Genomic DNA, 17137 nt, shown 5'->3' with positions numbered 1-17137 from the left:
CACCGTCCCGGCCGCGGCGCGTTCGCGTGTGAGCCGCGGCCCGCGCGGTTACTCTCGGTCAGGTGTCCGCCGCTCGACCCGTGGACGCGGCCCGCGCCGACGACGACGCGCCCGCCGCGGCGGTCGACGACGCCGGGTCCCGGGTCGGTCGGCCGGGACCGGTCGGGGTGGCGGTGGACGGGGTCGCCCGCGCCGTCCGCGCGGTGCGGACCTCGCGCACCGCGCTCGGGGAGGCGGCCGGCGCGCTGCTGACCCCCGGAGGGCTGGCCGGCGCCGCCGTCGAGACGATGTGGATCTCGACCCACCTGGCCATCTACCCGCTCGGCCTGGTCGGGGGTCGCTCGCGCGGCACGGGCCCCGGCTACCGGATCGAGCACCTGCCCCCGGTGCAGCGCGGGCTGCACGTGCGCGACGTCGAGGCCGCCGGCACGCCGATCGTGCTCGTGCACGGCATCGTCGACAACCGCTCGGTCTTCACCCTGCTGCGGCGCGGGCTGCGCGGCCGCGGCTTCGGCCGCGTGTCGACGATGAACTACTCGATCCTCACCGGCGACGTCCGCGTCGCCGCCGCCCGGCTCGCCGCGGAGGTCGAGCGGATCTGCGAGGAGACCGGCTACGAGCGGCTGCACGTCGTCGGGCACAGCATGGGCGGGCTCATCGCGCGCTACTACGTCACGCGGCTGGGCGGCGACGCGCGCGTCCACACGCTCGTGACGCTGGGCAGCCCGCACGCCGGCACCTGGACGGCGTACGGCTGGCCCTCCACGCTGACCCGGCAGCTGCGCCCCGGGAGCCCGCTGATGCGCGAGCTGGCCGGCCCCGTCGCCGGCTGCCGGACCCGCTTCCTGTGCTACTGGTCCGACCTCGACCAGGTGATGTTCCCGCAGCGCACCGCGGCGCTGGAGCACCCGGACCTCGACGTCACCAACGTGCGGCTGCACGGCGTCGGGCACACGAGCATCCCCATCATGGACGCGGTCGTGCGCGGCATCTCCGAGGCGCTGGCCCATCTGGACGAGGACGGCTCGACCGTCGCGCCGGCCGTGGCGCCGCTGCACGCGCCCCGCTCGTCCGGGCGCCGGCCCGGCTGCTGACCTCCTCCGAGCGGCGGCCTACGGCCCACCCGCGACGGGAGCGGACGGCCGTACCCATCCGATCCCCGGGTATCCCACAGGGTGGGCACCTCCGCCACCCATTTTGAGGTCACGAAAAGATCACGGTACGCTCAGGTTCTTCCCCGCCGACCTCACCCCACCCGAGCGCGTCCGCGATCGTCCCGAGGTCCAGCGTTCCGCACGCCCCCGACCCCGAGGTTCCGTTCTCCGTGAGCACGAGCAAGTACCAGGGGCGGCACCGCTCCGCGTCCGAGCCCACCGCCGCCCGTGAGTCGTCCCCGACCGCCGGCGTCCCCGGCGTGGGCGGACGGCACCGCCGGGCGACGTCCCGCTCGCTGCCCCGCCTCGCGGGCACCGGCGTGCTGCTGCCCACGGTCGCCACCGCCGCCGTCGTCCTCACGACGACCGGCGCCCACCTCGGCGCCGCGACCTCCCCCAGCACCGCGAGCGGCACCCTCGCCGCGGCGCAGTCCGTCGGGGCCGCCGAGGCCGCCGCCCGGCAGCAGGCCGTCGAGACCAAGGCCGCCACCCTCGCCGCGCAGAGCCGGTCGCTGACCAGCCGCGCCGCCCGCGACGCGGCCCGCGCCGACGTGGCCGACCGCGCCGCCGCGGCGCAGGCCGCGCAGGCGGCGCAGGCCGCCGCCGCAGCGAGGGCGAAGGCCGCCGAGGCGGCCAAGGCGGCCGCCGCCGCCAAGGCCGCGGCCGCCGCGCACCGGTGGGTCGCCCCCATCGCCGTGCCCTTCACGCTGACCTCCGGCTTCGGACCGCGCTGGGGCTCGGTGCACCCGGGCCAGGACTTCGCCGTGCCCGTCGGCAGCCCCGTCATGGCGATGTCGAGCGGCACGGTGATCCTCGCCGGCTGGGAGGGCGGCTACGGCAACAAGGTCGAGATCAAGTACTGGGACGGCACCATCTCCTGGTACGCCCACAACAGCCGGCTCCAGGTCGCCACGGGCGACACCGTGACCCCCGGCCAGGTCGTCGCGCTCTCCGGCAACACCGGTCACTCGACCGGCCCGCACTCGCACGTCGAGATCCACCTCGGCGGCGACGACACCCAGAACGGTGCCGTCCCCCCGATCCCGTGGCTCACCCAGCACGGCGCCATGCCCGGCCGCGGCACCGCCGGCACCTCGACCGCCGGCGACTGACCCTCCGGGTCACCCCGCGAATCGGATCCGGCCCGCTCGGCTCCCGTCACCGACGGAGCCGAGCGGGCCGGATCCGATCCATGTCCGCTCGCGCCCGTACGGCGCCCCGCCGACGACCCCGCCCGGTCAGAGCTTGACGAGCGGGGCGTAGCGCAGCAGCAGCCGCTTGACGCCGGTGTCGGCGCCGAAGTCGACGTGGGCCAGGGCCCGGTCGCCCTCCCCCTCGACCCGGACCACCGTGCCGAGGCCGAAGGAGTCGTGGGTGACCCGGTCGCCCTGGGCCACCTGGACGGCGGGACGGCTGCTCGCCCGGCTCGCCTCGCGCCGCTCCGCGAGCGACGACATCGCCGACGACGGCATCGCGCGGCGGGTGCGCACGGCGTCGATCGCCGTGTCGGTGCGCTCCCAGTCGACCAGCGCCTCGGGGATCTCGTCGAGGAAGCGTGAGGCCGGGTTGTACTGCGGCGAGCCCCAGGCCGAGCGGACCGCGGCCCTCGAGAGGTGCAGCCGCGAGCGGGCCCGGGTGATGCCGACGTACGCGAGCCGGCGCTCCTCCTCGAGCTCGGTCGGGTCGCCGAGCGAGCGCAGGTGCGGGAAGGTCCCGTCCTCCATGCCAGTGAGGAAGACGACGGGGAACTCCAGGCCCTTCGCGGTGTGCAGCGTCATGAGGGTCACGACGCCGCCGTCGGCCCCGGGCGCCCCGTCGGGGATCTGGTCGGCGTCGGCGACGAGCGAGACGCGCTCGAGGAAGTCCTCCAGCGAGGCCTCCTCCCCCGTCTCGAGCCGCTCGTCGTCGAACTCGCGCGCCACCTCGACGAGCTCGCCGAGGTTCTCCACCCGGTTCTCGTCCTGGGGGTCGGCGCTGCCGCGCAGCTCGGCGAGGTAGCCGCTCTTCTCGACCACGGCCTCGAGCAGCCCGGCGACGCCGGACCCGGCGTCGTACACCTCCCGCAGCTGCTCGAGCAGCCGCGTGAACGCCTCGATCGCGGTCACCGAGCGCGTCGCGATACCCGGGGCGTCGGCCGCGCGGCCGAGCGCGGCGACGAACGGGATCCGCTCCCGGTCCGCCAGCTGGGCCACGCACGCCTCGGCGCGCTCGCCGATGCCGCGCTTGGGCGTGTTGAGGACCCGGCGCAGGTTGACGGTGTCGAGCGGGTTGGAGACGACGCGCAGGTACGCCAGCGCGTCCTTGATCTCCTTGCGCTCGTAGAAGCGGGTGCCGCCGACGACCTTGTAGGGCAGGCCGACCCGGACCAGCACCTCCTCGAAGGCGCGCGACTGCGCGTTGGTCCGGTAGAACACCGCGACGTCCTTCGGGCGCACGCCCTCGGACTCGACGAGCCGGTCGATCTGCCGGGCGACGAACGCGGCCTCGTCGTGCTCGCTGTCGGCGACGTAGCCGACGATCTTCACGCCGTCGCCGGCGTCGGTCCACAGGTTCTTGTCGCGGCGGTTCTGGTTGCGGGCGATGACCGCGTTGGCGGCCCGCAGGATGGTCTGCGTCGAGCGGTAGTTCTGCTCGAGCAGGATCGTGCGCGCGTCGGGGTAGTCCTGCTCGAACTCGACGATGTTGCGGATCGTCGCGCCGCGGAAGGCGTAGATCGACTGGTCGGCGTCACCGACGACGCACAGCTCCCCCGGCGGCACCGCGTGCGCCGGCGCGTCGTCGGGCAGCGCCGGCCCGACGAGCTCCTTGACCAGCTGGTACTGCGCGACGTTGGTGTCCTGGTACTCGTCGACGAGGATGTGCCGGAACCGCCGCCGGTAGTGCTCGGCCGCGTCCGGGAAGGCCTGCAGCAGGTGGACGGTCGTCATGATGAGGTCGTCGAAGTCGAGCGCGTTGGCCTGCCGCAGCCGCCGCTGGTAGGCGGTGTAGGCCTCGGCGATCCGCTGCTCGTGGTGGCTGCCCTCGGCCGCGACCCGCGAGGCGTAGGTCTCCTCGTCGACGAGCTCGTTCTTGAGGTTGCTCACGGCGTGCGAGAAGGCCCGCGGCTGGTAGCGCTTGGGGTCCAGGTCGAGGTCGCGCAGCACGAGGGTCATCAGCCGCTGGCTGTCGGCGGCGTCGTAGATGGAGAAGGTCGAGCGCAGCCCGACCCGCTGCGCCTCGCGGCGCAGGATCCGCACGCAGGCCGAGTGGAAGGTCATCACCCACATCGCCTTGGCGGCCGGCCCGACGAGGGCGGCGACCCGCTCCTTCATCTCGCCGGCGGCCTTGTTGGTGAAGGTGATGGCCAGCACCTGCCCCGGCCGCGCCCCCCGCGCGCCGAGCAGCCAGGCGATCCGGTGGGTGAGGACGCGGGTCTTGCCCGAGCCCGCGCCGGCGACGATGAGCAGCGGCGGACCCTCGTGGACGACGGCTTCGCGCTGCTGCCGGTTGAGCCCCTCGAGCAGCTCCTCGGCCCGGGCCCGCGCGTCGCCCCGCTCCCCCTCGGGCGGGGGCGCGTCGGCGGAGGCCCACAGCGGCAGCCCCGCGTCGTCGACCTCGGCGGCGGAGGACGCGGAGGAGGGCGACGGGGTCGCCGGGGTGGTCAGGCCGAGGTCGTCGAACAGGGTGCTCATCGTCCCCCCAGGGTACGGCGCCCCACCGACGCCCGACCGCGCCCTCCGCCCGACGCTCCGACCGCAGGCGGATGCCCCCGAGGGTCGGGCTGCCTACGCTGGACCGCGTGCTGACCGACCGCCTCTACGCGTGGACCCGCGCCCACACCCTCGTGGTCGACGCGGTCATCGCGGTCGGCATCCTCGTCACCTTCGGGCTGATGAGCACGGCGGTCGGGGCGAACGTGGAGCACGCCGACACGGCGGCCGCGTTCACGCTCCTCGAGACCGCCCTGCTCGTCGTCCGCCGACGGTGGCCGGTGCCGGTGATGTGGACGATGTTCGTGCTCTCGCTGGCGCAGCTCGCCCTGCTCCCGACCCTGCTGCCGGCCAACATCGCCCAGCTCTACGTCATCTACACCGTCGCCGCGCACGTCCCCCGCTTCCGCACCCGGCTCACGGCGCTCTACCTGGGGCTGCTCGGGTCCGCCCTCGGCGGGCTGCGGTTCACCGCGACGACGTACAGCTACGTCGGCATCCTCTTCACCGCCTTCGCGATGGCGGTGTCCGTCACCCTGGTCTGGGTCGTCGGCAACCTCGTCCGCGGCCGCGAGTCGGTCATGGAGCAGCTGGCCGAGAGCAACCGGGTCCTGCAGCGCGACCGCGAGCAGCGCGACGTCATCGCCACCCAGCAGGAGCGGGCCCGGATCGCGCGGGAGATGCACGACATCGTCGCCCACTCGCTCTCGGTCGTCGTCGTCCAGGCCGACGCCGGCGCCTACACCGCCGAGCACGCGGCCGGTTGGGTGCGCGACGACGCCGTCCGCACCCTCGGCACGATCGGCGACACCGCCCGCGCCGCCCTCGCGGAGACCCGTCGGCTCGTGGGCGTGCTGCGCGACCGCGACGCCCCGGTCGACCTCGCGCCGCTCGCCGGGCTCGACGACCTCGACGGGCTGCTCGAGCGCACCCGGTCCTCCGGCGTCCCGGTCACCGCGCAAGTCCCGCGCCGCGAGGAACTGGCCGGGGTCGGGCGCGACGTCGAGCTGGCGGCCTACCGCGTGGTCCAGGAGTCGCTCACCAACGTGCTCAAGCACGCCGGCCCGGGCGCCAGCGCGCTGGTGCGGCTCGAGCGGCTGCCGGACGCCCTGCGGGTGCAGGTGAGCGACGACGGCCTCGGGGCCGGCGCCGGTGACGACGGAGAGGGCAACGGCCTGGTCGGGATGCGCGAGCGGGTGACCGCCTCGGGCGGCACGCTCCTCGCCGGTCCGCGCCCCGGGGGTGGGTACGCCGTCACGGCGAGCCTCCCGCTCGCGGCCCCCCGCACCGCCCCCGACCCCCGACCCCTGGTGAGCCGATGACGCCGACCCCGCCCGAGGTCCCCGAGCCGCCCGTGCGGCTCTTCCTCGTCGACGACCAGGAGCTGGTCCGGGCCGGCTTCGCCATGGTCCTCGACGCCACGCCCGACATGCAGGTCGTCGGCCAGGCGGCCGACGGCCGCGCCGCCCTCGACGCGCTCACCGGCCCCGGCCGGGTCGCGGCCGACGTCGTCCTCATGGACATCCAGATGCCGCGCCTCAACGGCGTCGAGGCGACCCGGGCCCTCCTCGCCGAGCCGGGTGCGCCGCGGGTGCTCGTCCTCACGACCTTCGACCTCGACGAGTTCGCCTTCGCCGCGCTGCAGGCCGGCGCGTCCGGGTTCCTGCTCAAGGACGCCGGCCCGCGCGACCTGCTCGCGGCGATCCGCGCGGTCCACCGCGGCGACTCGGTCGTCGCCCCGAGCACGACCCGCCGGCTCATCGACACCTTCGTCGCCCGGGAGCAGCCAGGGACCGCCGCCGACGAGCCGCCGTACGGCGACGCGGGTGCGCGCCTCAGCCCGCTCACCGACCGCGAGCGCGAGGTCCTCGTCGCCGTGGGGCGGGGGCTGACCAACGCCGAGATCGCGGCGTCGTTCTTCCTCGCGGAGGCGACGGTGAAGACCCACATCGGCGCGATCCTGCGCAAGCTCGACCTGCGCGACCGGGTGCAGATGGTCGTGCTGGCCTACGAGACCGGGCTGGTCCGCGTCGGCGACGAGTGACGCCGACGGCCCCGGTGCGGACCCGTCAGTGCGCGGCCGCGCGGTGCCGGGCGAGGACGTCGAGACCGAAGTCGCTGTCGGGGTCGCGCCAGACCGAGTGCGCGTGGTTGGCGCCGCGCTGGGTGTTGTCCCACTCGACCAGCAGCGACGGACCCTGCAGGCGGTAGTACGTCGGTCCCCCGGGCTCGAGCGGCCCCGCCCACGCCAGGTGGACGGCGTCGAGCGCCGCGTCGTCGTCGTACACCGCCAGCGGGCTCACCTCGTCGGGGACCCGCCCGAGGTAGCCCGACAGCAGCAGCCGCAGCCGCTCCCGCTGACCGGCGTCGAGCTCGCTCGCCGGGACGCCCTGCGGGGTGGCCTTGAGCTCGGTGGCGGCGTGCTGCGCCTCGCCGAAGGCGGCGGCGTCGTCGATGGCGTCCGACAGCCGCTGCAGCTTGGCCTGCTCGGCGTCGTCGGGGAAGCGCTCGTCGCGCCACACCGCGGCGAGCGGCAGGTAGCGGTCCCCGGGCGAGACCCGCAGCCGGTTGGCGGTGACGAGGTCGGGCGGCGCCTGGTCGAGCAGCACGGCGCGCTCGCGCAGCGCGGTGGGCAGCTCGACGACGAGGTCGCGGGCGAGGTCCTCGAGCCGCCCCAGCGGCCGGTTGAGGCCGCCGGCGAGCAGTGGCGAGGACGCCGGGTCGGCACCGAGGAAGCACGGGGTCGTCGCGACGAGCTCGCCGTCGACGACGAGGTTGTTGAGCGAGACGTGGTGGCCACCGAAGCGCCAGCCCCAGGGCGCCGTACCGGCGGGGTCGCCGAAGACGCGCAGGTAGTACAGGCCCGGGTCGCGGCCGCGCTCCCGGTCGAAGCGGACGACGAAACCCTCGGCGTGGTCGAGGACGTTCTCCAGCCCCATGACGGTGGCGACGGTGACGTAGCCGGCCGCCGACAGACCGGTCGCGACCAGTCGCATCGCGGCGCGCTGCTGGGCCGGGCGCTGCTCGTGCACGGTCAGCCCGCCGTGGTCGGTGGGGGTGTAGAACCAGCGCCGCCGCTCGGCGTCCGTCGGGTCGCCGGTGCCGCCGTCGCCCTCGGCGAGGTCCTGCGGGACGGCCCCGACCGCGACCCGCCGCTGCCCGTCGTCGAGCGAGTCCAGCCAGGCGGACGCCGCCTGCGCCATCCGGTCGGCGACCGTACGGCGCGCGGTCGCGGCGGAGACCACATCGGGGGCGGAGGTCGTGTCGTCGTCGGCCACGTCGCGAACCTAACCGAGGGCGCCGGGCTCCACCACGGTCACCTGTCTCAGGGTGCGACACCGCAGCCCTGCGGCCCGGCGCCGGACCGGGCTAGGTTGGCGCCGACGCCGGGCAGCGAGGCCCGGCCCGACCAGGAGGACCACGTGACCACTCCCACCGACGACCGCCGCGACCTGCTGACCGTCATCGCGTTCATGAAGGCGGCCCCGGGCAAGCGCGACGAGCTCAAGGCGGCGCTCGAGGCGCTCATCGAGCCGACCGGCCAGGAGGCGGGCTACGTCAACTACGACCTGCACCAGTCGGTCGAGGACCCCGACAGGTTCTTCTTCTACGAGAACTGGGAGTCCGGCGAGCACCTCGACGCGCACCTGGCGACCCCCCACCTGGTCGACTTCGCCGCCCGCATCCCGGAGCTGCTGGACGAGAGCGGCCTGAGCGTCAACCGGGTGCAGCGGATCGCCTGACGACCGATCCTCGTCAGGGCACACGCAGAGCGCCTGCTCGGGAAGCTGGTTCCCGAGCAGGCGCTCTGCCGTCCTGACCTCGCGGTCGGTCAGCTCACCGTCGCGTGGCTGCTGGAGCAGCTGTTCGTGTCGTTGCTCCAGGTGGCCTGCTCGGCGAAGGACCCCGTCGAGGTGGACACGTTCCGCGCACCGCCGGTCGAGCCGGGAGCGATCCACGCGCACTCGTCGGCGTTCTCCTGGCCGGCGTAGGTGCCGCTGCCGGTGTTGGTCCAGCCACCGGCCGGGTTCTGGTCGGTGATCGTCTCCGCGTACTCGTGGCCCTCGACCATCGTGTAGCCGTCGAGCGTGCCGGCCGAGCCGCTGTTGACGAAGTTCTGACCGCAGCTCGCGCCCTGGTCCAGGGTGTAGGGCATGTTGGTGAAGGCGATGTCGCCGTACGCCGAGGAGACGCCCACGTCGCCGTTCCAGTCGTGCCACGCGCAGAAGCCGCCGGTCTTGTAGTTGTCCGGGTTGAGGCCCTTGGGCGACAGGACGACGTACTGGGCGTAGCGGTTCGACGCGGCCGTCGTGTTGCCGAAGTGCGCCGCGGCCTTGACGGCCTCGCTGCCGAGCTGCGCGCCGGTGGCCGCGGTCGGCTCGGCGGCGCTGTTGTCGTACCAGACCCCGGCGAACGCGCCGCCGGTCGGGTAGCCGACGTGGGCGGCGCTCGAGGAGCACGCGGTCGCGCCGGCGGTGACGAGCGGCCCGTCGCAGTACTGGGTCATGACGCCCGACCAGGCCTCGCCCCCGGTGCCGAGTCCCTTGAACATCGACTCGAGCTTGGCCGACCCGCCCGCGGTGTCGTTGGTGAAGGTGACGTTGCCCGACGCGTTGGTCGACTGCGTCCCCCACTGGGTGCCCCAGAAGACGAGGTAGACCTTCTCGTGGCCGCTGGTGACGCCGATGCCGTCGACGCCGCCGCCGTAGGAGAGCGTCTGGGCCGAGGTCGCCCGCCGGCTGCTCGGCGAGGCGTGCTGGGCCTGCCACCCGGTGGCGAGCTCGTGCTGGTGGCGGGTCAGGACGGCGCCGTGCCGGTAGGCGTGGCCGCTGGCCTGGGCGGAGTACGGGTTGCCGGTCGACGCGGTGGCGGGAGCGGCGGTGGCCGCCAGACCGGTGGCGGTCGCCGTGAGGGCGAGCGCGACGGCGGCGACACGGGAACGTGCGATGCGCATGCGAATCCTTCTCTGACACAGGCCCGTCCGGGCGTGGTTGATGTCCCAGGAACCTACTGACGCACGGTAAAGAGCGGGTATGGGAAGTCCTACCCGAGCGCCCGGACTTCCTGGGAAGGTCATGACAGGCAGGTGGGGGCGCTCGGGGAAGAACGCTGCCGCGGGCACGACCGGGGCTGCGACCACGGGCGCAGGCCGGTCGCACAGGATCCGCCCAGGGGTTGAGGTGCCGACCCACAGGACGCCCCTAGCGTCGAGGGCATGACGACGACGACCCTGTCCCGGGACACGACCCCGGCCGCGCAGCCGCCCGCCGCCCGCACCCTCGACCTGGTCAAGGTCTACGGCCGGGGGGAGGCCGCGGTCCGCGCGCTCGACGGGGTCGGCGTCGACCTGCCGGCCGGACGCTTCACGGCGGTCATGGGCCCCTCCGGCTCGGGCAAGTCGACGCTGCTGCACTGCGTCGCCGGGCTGGACTCCCCCACCTCCGGGGAGGTCTGGCTGGGTGGTACCGAGCTGACCCGACTGTCCGACAAGGCCCTGACGCTCGCGCGCCGGCGGCGGGTCGGCTTCGTCTTCCAGTCCTACAACCTGCTGCCGATGCTCACGGCCGAGCAGAACATCCTGCTACCGCTGCGGCTCGCCGACCGCCGCCCCGACGCGGAGACCCGCGAGTGGGTGACCGGCGTCGTCGACGCCCTCGCTCTCGGCGACCGGCTCGCCCACCGTCCGGGCGAGCTGTCCGGCGGTCAGCAGCAGCGCGTCGCCGCCGCCCGCGCCCTCGTCACCCGGCCCGACCTGCTCGTCGCCGACGAGCCGACCGGAGCGCTGGACCGCCACAGCTCGGCCGAGCTGCTCGGCTTCCTCGCCCGCTCCGTGCGCGAGCTGGGCCAGACCGTCGTCATGGTCACGCACGACCCGTCCGCGGCGTCGTACGCCGACGAGGTCCTGCTCATGGCCGACGGCCGGCTCGTCGGGCGGGTCGCCGAGCCGACCGCCGAGTCCGTGCTCGAGGCCATGGGCCGTCTCGCCGAGGCGGGCCGCTGATGCTCCAGGTCCTCCTCGGCACCCTGCGCACGAGCAGCCGCCGGTACGTCGCCACGACCCTGGCCATCGTCCTCGGCGTCGCCTTCGCCACCGTCACCCTCGTCCTGTCCGGCACCCTCGCCTCCAGCGTCCGCGAGCGCGTCGCGGGCGACGTCGGGGGCTACGCCGCCGTCGTCGTCCCCGGCGAGGGCTTCGGCGGCAACGCCGTGCCGGCGGGGGTCGTCGACGCCGTCCGCCGCCTGCCCGGCGTCGCCGCCGTCGTGCCGGTGGCCTCGACCGCCGTGCAGGTCCACGGCGCCGCGATGGCGTGGACGGACGCGCGGACCTGGCGCCCCACCCCCGCCGTACGACTCGTCTCCGGGGCCGCGCCGACGACGGCCGAGCAGGTCGTCGTCTCGACGTCCGTGGCCGCCCGCGCCGACCTGCGCCCGGGCCGCCCGCTCGAGATCACCGACAGCACCGGCGCCCCGCGCAGGCTCACCGTCAGCGGGGTCGCCGTCCCCGGCGACGGCTCCCCGGGGACGCTGTGGGGCACGGGGGCGGCGCTCGCCACGTGGTCGGGCACGAGCGACCTCACCCAGGTCCTCGTCACCGCCGCGCCCGGTCAGGACGGCGGCGCCGTCCTCGTTGCGGTGACGGCCGCTGTCGCGCGGGTCGGCCACGGCGCCGACGTGCCGGCGGCCGAGGTCCGCAGCGGCGCGGAGGAGGCCGACCGGCTGACGACGCAGGCCCTGCAGGGCAGCGACGCGCTGACGATGTTCCTGCTCGCCTTCGCCGCGGTCGCGCTCTTCGTCTCCGTCCTCGTCATCGGCAACACCTTCGCCATCCTCGTCGCGGCCCGGCGCCGCCAGGTCGCCCTGCTGCGCTGCGTCGGCGCGACCCGGGGCCAGGTGCTCCGCTCGGTCGTCGCCGAGTCGCTCGTCGTCGGGGTCGCGGGCTCCCTCCTCGGTGTCGGTCTCGGGGTCGCGCTGGCGGCGGTCGTCTCCCGCGTCGTCGGCGGCTCCGGTCCGCTCCCGCTGCAGTCGCTGTCCGTCCCGGCGATCGCCGTGGGACTGCCCCTGCTCGCGGGCACCCTCGTCACCGTCCTCGCCGCGCTGCTGCCGGCCCGCCGCGCCACCCGGGTGACCCCGCTGTCGGCGCTGCGCCCGGACGACACCGCGACCGGCACCTCGCCCGTCCGAGCGGGTCGCGTCCGTGTCGCGGTCGCCGTGCTGCTCGTCGTCGTCGGCGTCGCCGCCCTGGCGTACGGCGTCCGGACCGCCTCGATCCTCGTCGCCCTCCCCGGCGGGGTGCTGTCCGCGCTGGGACTGCTGCTCGGCGCGGTCGTCCTCGTGCCCCCGGCGGTGCGCCTGCTCGGCGCGGTGCCACGTCGCGTCGGCGGGGTGAGCGGGGACCTCGCGGTCGAGAACGCCGTCCGCAACCCGGCGCGGGCGGCGGCCGCCGCGAGCGCGCTGGTCGTCGGGGTCACCCTCATCACGATGATGTCGGTGGCCGCGTCGTCGGCGCAGGCCGGCGTCCTCGACGAGCTCGACGCGCACTTCCCCGTCGACGCCCAGGTCAGCGCCGCGCCAGGGGCACTCACCCCGACCGTCGTCGACCAGGTCGCGCGGACCGACGGGGTGGCGGCGACGGTGACGTTGTCGACCGCCTCGCTCGTGCTCGGCCGCGGCGAGCCGCAGGTCGTCACCGGGGTGCCGACGACGGTCGGGACGGTGCTGCGGTCCGCCGCCACGACGCCGTACGCCGTCGTGCGGCCGGGTCTCGTCGTCGTGGACGCCTCACTGGCTCCCGCGCTCGGGCTGACCGAGGGGGCCCGGACGACGCTCGGCGCTCTGCCGGTCACCGTGCACCTCGTCAAGGAGCCGCCGGCCCCGGTCCTCGCGGCGGCGAGCGACCTCGAGCGCGCCGGCGCCCAGCCGCGGACCGGGACGCTGCTGCTGCGGCTGACCGACGCCGACACCCCCGGCCCGACGATCGACCGGCTCGGTCGCGCCCTCGCCGGCGTCGACGGCGTGGACGTCGGCGGGGCCGCCCCGCAGCGGGCCGAGCTGCAGCAGGTGGTCCAGGTCGTCCTGCTCGTCGTCACCGGGCTGCTGCTCGTCGCCGTGGCCATCGCCCTCGTCGGGGTGGGCAACACGCTGGCCCTGTCGGTCCTCGAGCGGCAGCGCGAGTCGGCGCTGCTGCGGGCGCTCGGCCTGACCCGCGGCCAGCTGCGCGGCTCGCTCGCCCTGGAGGCGGCGCTGCTCGCCGGGGTCGCGGTCGTCGTCGGGGTGGCGGCCGGGATCGGCTACGGCTGGGCCGGGGCGCAGGCGCTGCTCGGGGCCCAGCTCGACGTCCCGCTCGTCGTGCCGTGGGGACGGCTGCTGCTCGTGGCGCTCGTCGCGCTGGCCGCCGGGGTGGCGGCCGCATGGCTCCCGTCGCGGCGCGCGGCGCGGGTCCACCCGGCGCTGGCCCTGGCCCAGGAGTAGAGGTGGGAGGAGGAGCCGGTCAGGCGGTGGGCAGGCCGGCCTCGCGCCAGGCCCGCAGGCCGCCGACGACGTCGGACGCCCCCCGCAGCCCGAGCCGGGCGAGGCTCGCCGCGGCCAGCGAGGAGGCGTAGCCCTCCTGGCACAGCACGAGCACGGCCGACCGGTCGCTCACCCAGGGCAGCCGGTGCTCGCCGCGCGGGTCGAGGCGCCACTCGAGGACGTTGCGCTCGACGACCACCGGGTGCAGGTCGGGGTGGACCTCGCCCTCGGCCCGGCGCTGCGCCTCGGGGCGGATGTCGACGAGGACGGCGCGACCGTGCAGGACGTCCTGGTACGCCGCCCGCGGCGAGACCCGGGCGTAGGTCGCCCGGGCCTCGTCGACGAGGTCGTCGGCGCCGAGGGGACCGACGGGACGGGCGGACGGGGGGTCACCGGCGGGGCGTCGTACGGCCGCGGGGGAGGCGAACAGGCTGGTCTCCCAGGCGATCTCGGTCGCGCGGCTCACCAGTCCTCCCTCTCGGACGTCGTGCCGGTGGGCACGAGGCCGGTGTCGCCGAGGACGTACGACGTCATCGTCTCCAGCCGCGGCGCGTAGGCGTGCACGGTGAGCGAGCGGCCCTCGGCGACGCCGACGACGTTGTGGACGTGGTGCTCGCCGAAGGCGCGCGAGTCGCCCTCGCCGAGCCGGCGACGGCGGACGTCGCGCCCGTCGAAGATCTCCTCGACGACGGCGCCGCGGGCGACGGCGAAGGCGCCGACGGAGCCGCCGTGGTCGTGCCAGCCGGTGGCGGCGCGCTCGGGCCAGGAGATGAGCCAGACCTCGACGCCGTCCTCGTCGGCGAGGCGGGCCCAGGTGCGCTCCCCCGGGTCGGCGCCCGGCTCGGGGTCGGGCAGCAGGAGGTGGAGGTTGGGGTTGGCGGCGAAGCGCCGGGCGACGCGCTCGAGCTCGGCGGCGGAGGAGTGCACGAGGGCACGGTGCAGGGTGGTGGTCACGGCGAGGTCCTTCTCAGGGTCACGAGGGGGTCGGGCATCCGGGCTGGGGTGGCGGGGTCACGCACGGTGACCGCGGATGCGCCGACACGACGGCAGCGCCCCGAGGGCCCGTGCGGACCCCCGGTGCATTCGCGTCGTGACCTGGGGCATGTCCCCAGTGGAGCAGGCGGGACGAACTGGGCTCAACCCGTTTGCTGCTTCATCTCACGTTATGGAACACCAAACGTCGAGTTATGCATGACTGGATCAGTAGGAGATGGGCGCGGCGGTGCGGCACGGGACGCCGTACGGGTCGCGGCCTAAGGTCGGACGCATGGCCGAGACGCTGAGCACGCCGTCCCTCGTCGTCCCGCGCACCGGCGACTCGTCGGTGCTCACCGTGCAGGACCGCGAGGTCGCGCCGCCCGGGCCGGGGCAGGTCCGGGTGCAGGTCGCGGCGATGGGCGTGAACTTCCGCGAGGTCTACGAGCGGCAGGGCGTCTACCCGATGTCGCTGCCCTTCGTCCTCGGCGCCGAGGGGGCCGGGACGGTCGAGTCGGTCGGCGAGGGCGTCACCGACGTCGCGGTCGGCGACCGGGTGGCGTGGTGCCAGGGGCCGGGCAGCGGCGCCGGGTACGTCGTCCTGCCGGCGACCGTCGTCGTCCCCGTGCCGGACGGGCTCGACCTCGAGGTCGCGGCGGCGGCGATGCTCCAGGGCGTCACCGCGCACTACCTCGTCGCGAGCACCTACCCGGTGCAGGCCGGCGAGACCGTGCTCGCCCACGCCGTCGCCGGCGGCGTCGGGCAGCTGCTCGTCCAGCTGGTCAAGGCCCGCGGCGCGCGGCTCGTCGGCACGGCCGGGTCGCCCGAGAAGGCCGAGAGGGCGCGGGCGCTCGGCGCCGATCACGTCATCGAGTACGCCGGGCTCGACACCGACGAGCTGGCCGCCGCCGTCAAGGAGGCCAACGGCGGCGAGGGCGTCCACGTCGTCTACGACGGGGTGGGGCGGACGACCTTCGACGCGTCGCTGAAGTCCCTGCGGCCGAGGGGGATGCTCGTGCTGTTCGGCGCGGCGTCCGGGCAGGTGCCGCCGTTCGAGATCCAGCGTCTCAACTCCGGCGGCTCGCTCTTCCTCACCCGCCCGACGATGGGCGACTACCTGCAGACCCGCGACGAGCTGACCTGGCGGGTCGGCGAGATCCTCGGAGGTCTGGCGTCGGGTGAGCTGACGCTCGAGATCGGTGGGCGCTACCCGCTCCCCGACGCCGCCCGCGCGTACGACGACCTCGAGGGCCGCCGGACGACCGGCAAGCTTTTGCTGGTTCTGTGAGACCTCCACATCTCCTGCCATTCTATCGAGGCGTCACAATACGTCGTGGGACGATACGGCACAATGCTCGGGCCGCCACGCACCATCCGTTAAAAGCCACATGCGCCCCCGACGACGGCCTCGTAGCCTCACTAGGACCGACGGCATCCATGAACGCCAACCACGGGGCAGGGGTCGAGCTCAAGTTCAACGTCACGAAACCCTTGTCGGAGCTCCTCCACACAACAGGTCATGATTTCGTCAGGTGGACATAAACGCCAACCTGAATGCAGCCCTGCCGATCTAAAGAACACTATTAAATGACGCCGCGAGAGCCGTGATAAACAGAGGATGAAACAATCAGATCATTTTCGCAGGTCTCGCTCTGCGATGAATTTTTCAATTTGTGCCTTTTCAGGAAGGCTCGGCATTGGCCCCAGGGAATATTGAAAAGCCAACTCGCCTAACACTTCTCCAATGTCGGCCAACGCCGCATCGATGGCGAGGTCAAGGTCTTGCGACCGCATTGCGGGCCTCCACATATTCGCATATAGGACGCCCTTTTGATGCGTTATCGCGATCTGTTTGTGTATGGCACCAAAGCCCAGCCGAAAGGTGACATCACAATTCTTCCTCACACCGCCCGATCGCCACCACTCGTCAAAGGGATTTAATTCACCTGGTCGAGTGCCGTACTTTAACGAAGAGTATAAATAGGTGTCGGAATATTCTTGTGGCTCGCCAAAGTCAAGCCAGCCTCCTCCGAACCACAGATGGGTAAGCATCGTCTCGTCCCTCACTTTACCAAAACCCCCAGTCAAGAGCGGCTTGTGCCGCTTGACGACCTGGGACTGATCCGCTCCTCGGGCGTCACCGTCGGACACTCGACAGCACCCGGACCCTCCCAGCCTGCGAACAGGAACCATGCCGGAAATTTTCGGACATGTCACGACCCGCCATCAGTATTCGGGCCGAAATGGCCGAACGGACGACCATTCTCTGAGAAATCCCTGAACGCGTCGATGTTGTCAAAAGACTTCAGACGAGGGGCTGGCGCCTATTCGACGAGCCCGCACCGGCCGGCGCGTCATGCGTGCCACCTCAACTATTCAGGTCCAGAGCACCGCGACGAGGACGTTGAGCAGCGCGAGCCCGGCGGCGGCCTGGACCAGCGGCGCGGCGACCATGATCGGCGTCGGCGCACCGGGGCCGATGGCGACGGGCAGGTTGAACCGCTTCTGCCGCGCGTTGGCGATCTCCACGAGGGCGGCGACCGCGAGCGCGACGACGAGCTTGACGCCGATCTTCGGGTGGTTGACCGGCTCGCCGTCGGTGCCGATGCCGGCCTCGGCGAGCCCAACGAGGATCAGCCCGGTGACGATCTGCGAGCGCGCACCCCACAGCATCGCCGGGTGCACCCGCGGCGAGGTCCGGGTCGCGAACCACCCACCGAGGATGGCGGCCATGCCGAGCAGGTGGAGGACGACGACGAGACCCTGGACGATGCTCATACCGGACAGCGTAGGGGCCGGGCCGGACCCCTA

At 73.9% G+C, this 17137-nt stretch carries 15 protein-coding genes; 8 read left to right on the top strand and 7 right to left on the bottom strand.

Annotated elements, in window-relative coordinates; all coding sequences use genetic code 11:
- Positions 1–62: 62 nt before the first annotated feature.
- Positions 63–1094, top strand: coding sequence for an alpha/beta fold hydrolase (locus tag FB458_RS12370; protein WP_246061192.1), 1032 nt, complete (start codon positions 63–65; stop codon positions 1092–1094).
- 230 nt (positions 1095–1324) lie between these two features.
- The gene (locus tag FB458_RS12365) at positions 1325–2266 is read left to right on the top strand and encodes a M23 family metallopeptidase (protein ID WP_141848758.1); all 942 of its coding nucleotides are present in this window, start codon (positions 1325–1327) and stop codon (positions 2264–2266) included.
- Between the two features lie 126 nt (positions 2267–2392).
- Here FB458_RS12365 and pcrA read toward each other — a convergent pair whose 3' ends face one another.
- Positions 2393–4825 carry a DNA helicase PcrA gene (gene pcrA / locus FB458_RS12360; protein WP_141848757.1) on the bottom strand — a complete coding sequence of 811 codons (2433 nt, stop codon included), beginning with the start codon at positions 4823–4825 and terminating at the stop codon, positions 2393–2395.
- Between the two features lie 107 nt (positions 4826–4932).
- Here pcrA and FB458_RS12355 point away from each other — a divergent pair, with 107 nt between their 5' ends.
- Together FB458_RS12355 and FB458_RS12350 are read left to right on the top strand one after the other, a co-directional pair.
- Positions 4933–6165, top strand: a complete 1233-nt coding sequence (locus FB458_RS12355) for a sensor histidine kinase (protein WP_170185666.1) — start codon at positions 4933–4935, stop codon at positions 6163–6165.
- Positions 6162–6887 (top strand): response regulator transcription factor, encoded by a 726-nt coding sequence (locus tag FB458_RS12350; protein ID WP_141848755.1) that lies wholly within the window; start codon positions 6162–6164, stop codon positions 6885–6887. The genes FB458_RS12355 and FB458_RS12350 overlap by 4 nt, the downstream gene beginning before the upstream one ends.
- A 25-nt stretch (positions 6888–6912) precedes the next feature.
- Here the strand turns inward: FB458_RS12350 and FB458_RS12345 are convergent, their stop codons facing one another.
- A complete protein-coding gene (locus tag FB458_RS12345; protein WP_211356025.1) occupies positions 6913–8121 on the bottom strand; it encodes a DUF3500 domain-containing protein in 1209 nt (402 codons plus the stop codon).
- A 144-nt stretch (positions 8122–8265) separates the two neighbouring features.
- Here FB458_RS12345 and FB458_RS12340 point away from each other — a divergent pair, with 144 nt between their 5' ends.
- Positions 8266–8586, top strand: a complete 321-nt coding sequence (locus FB458_RS12340; RefSeq protein ID WP_211356024.1) for a putative quinol monooxygenase — start codon at positions 8266–8268, stop codon at positions 8584–8586.
- Positions 8587–8675: 89 nt separating this feature from the next.
- Here the strand turns inward: FB458_RS12340 and FB458_RS12335 are convergent, their stop codons facing one another.
- Positions 8676–9797, bottom strand: coding sequence for a hypothetical protein (locus tag FB458_RS12335; protein ID WP_141848754.1), 1122 nt, complete (start codon positions 9795–9797; stop codon positions 8676–8678).
- Between the two features lie 261 nt (positions 9798–10058).
- On the opposite strand from FB458_RS12335, the gene FB458_RS12330 reads away from it, so the two are divergent.
- Both FB458_RS12330 and FB458_RS12325 read left to right on the top strand, forming a co-directional pair.
- Positions 10059–10844, top strand: coding sequence for an ABC transporter ATP-binding protein (locus FB458_RS12330; protein ID WP_141848753.1), 786 nt, complete (start codon positions 10059–10061; stop codon positions 10842–10844).
- On the top strand, positions 10844–13312 hold the full coding sequence (locus FB458_RS12325; protein WP_141848752.1) for an FtsX-like permease family protein: 2469 nt from the start codon (positions 10844–10846) through the stop codon (positions 13310–13312). The genes FB458_RS12330 and FB458_RS12325 overlap by 1 nt, the downstream gene beginning before the upstream one ends.
- A gap of 19 nt (positions 13313–13331) precedes the next feature.
- Here the strand turns inward: FB458_RS12325 and FB458_RS12320 are convergent, their stop codons facing one another.
- Together FB458_RS12320 and FB458_RS12315 are read right to left on the bottom strand one after the other, a co-directional pair.
- The gene (locus tag FB458_RS12320) at positions 13332–13817 is read right to left on the bottom strand and encodes a rhodanese-like domain-containing protein (RefSeq protein ID WP_246061191.1); all 486 of its coding nucleotides are present in this window, start codon (positions 13815–13817) and stop codon (positions 13332–13334) included.
- Entirely contained in the window at positions 13814–14305 is a 492-nt protein-coding gene (locus tag FB458_RS12315) for a cupin domain-containing protein (RefSeq protein ID WP_141848751.1), read from the bottom strand. The genes FB458_RS12320 and FB458_RS12315 overlap by 4 nt, the downstream gene beginning before the upstream one ends.
- Before the next feature lie 313 nt (positions 14306–14618).
- On the opposite strand from FB458_RS12315, the gene FB458_RS12310 reads away from it, so the two are divergent.
- Positions 14619–15614 carry a quinone oxidoreductase family protein gene (locus tag FB458_RS12310; protein ID WP_141848750.1) on the top strand — a complete coding sequence of 332 codons (996 nt, stop codon included), beginning with the start codon at positions 14619–14621 and terminating at the stop codon, positions 15612–15614.
- Positions 15615–15958: 344 nt separating this feature from the next.
- Here FB458_RS12310 and FB458_RS12305 read toward each other — a convergent pair whose 3' ends face one another.
- A complete protein-coding gene (locus FB458_RS12305) occupies positions 15959–16393 on the bottom strand; it encodes a hypothetical protein (protein WP_141848749.1) in 435 nt (144 codons plus the stop codon).
- A 309-nt stretch (positions 16394–16702) separates the two neighbouring features.
- Positions 16703–17104 carry a hypothetical protein gene (locus tag FB458_RS12300; protein WP_141848748.1) on the bottom strand — a complete coding sequence of 134 codons (402 nt, stop codon included), beginning with the start codon at positions 17102–17104 and terminating at the stop codon, positions 16703–16705.
- Between the last annotated feature and the right edge of the window lie 33 nt (positions 17105–17137).

The organism is Lapillicoccus jejuensis (assembly GCF_006715055.1).
Lineage (GTDB): Bacteria > Actinomycetota > Actinomycetes > Actinomycetales > Dermatophilaceae > Lapillicoccus > Lapillicoccus jejuensis.
This window is presented reverse-complemented; position numbering and strand designations above follow the sequence as displayed.

Bases quoted from the DNA above. Each gene is read 5' to 3' on its own strand.
- pcrA (WP_141848757.1), bottom strand. From the start codon at position 4,825: ATGAGCACCCTGTTCGACGACCTCGGCCTGACCACCCCGGCGACCCCG.
- FB458_RS12350 (WP_141848755.1), top strand. From the start codon at position 6,162: ATGACGCCGACCCCGCCCGAGGTCCCCGAGCCGCCCGTGCGGCTCTTC.
- FB458_RS12335 (WP_141848754.1), bottom strand. From the start codon at position 9,797: ATGCGCATCGCACGTTCCCGTGTCGCCGCCGTCGCGCTCGCCCTCACG.
- FB458_RS12330 (WP_141848753.1), top strand. From the start codon at position 10,059: ATGACGACGACGACCCTGTCCCGGGACACGACCCCGGCCGCGCAGCCG.
- FB458_RS12325 (WP_141848752.1), top strand. From the start codon at position 10,844: ATGCTCCAGGTCCTCCTCGGCACCCTGCGCACGAGCAGCCGCCGGTAC.
- FB458_RS12310 (WP_141848750.1), top strand. From the start codon at position 14,619: ATGGCCGAGACGCTGAGCACGCCGTCCCTCGTCGTCCCGCGCACCGGC.
- FB458_RS12300 (WP_141848748.1), bottom strand. From the start codon at position 17,104: ATGAGCATCGTCCAGGGTCTCGTCGTCGTCCTCCACCTGCTCGGCATG.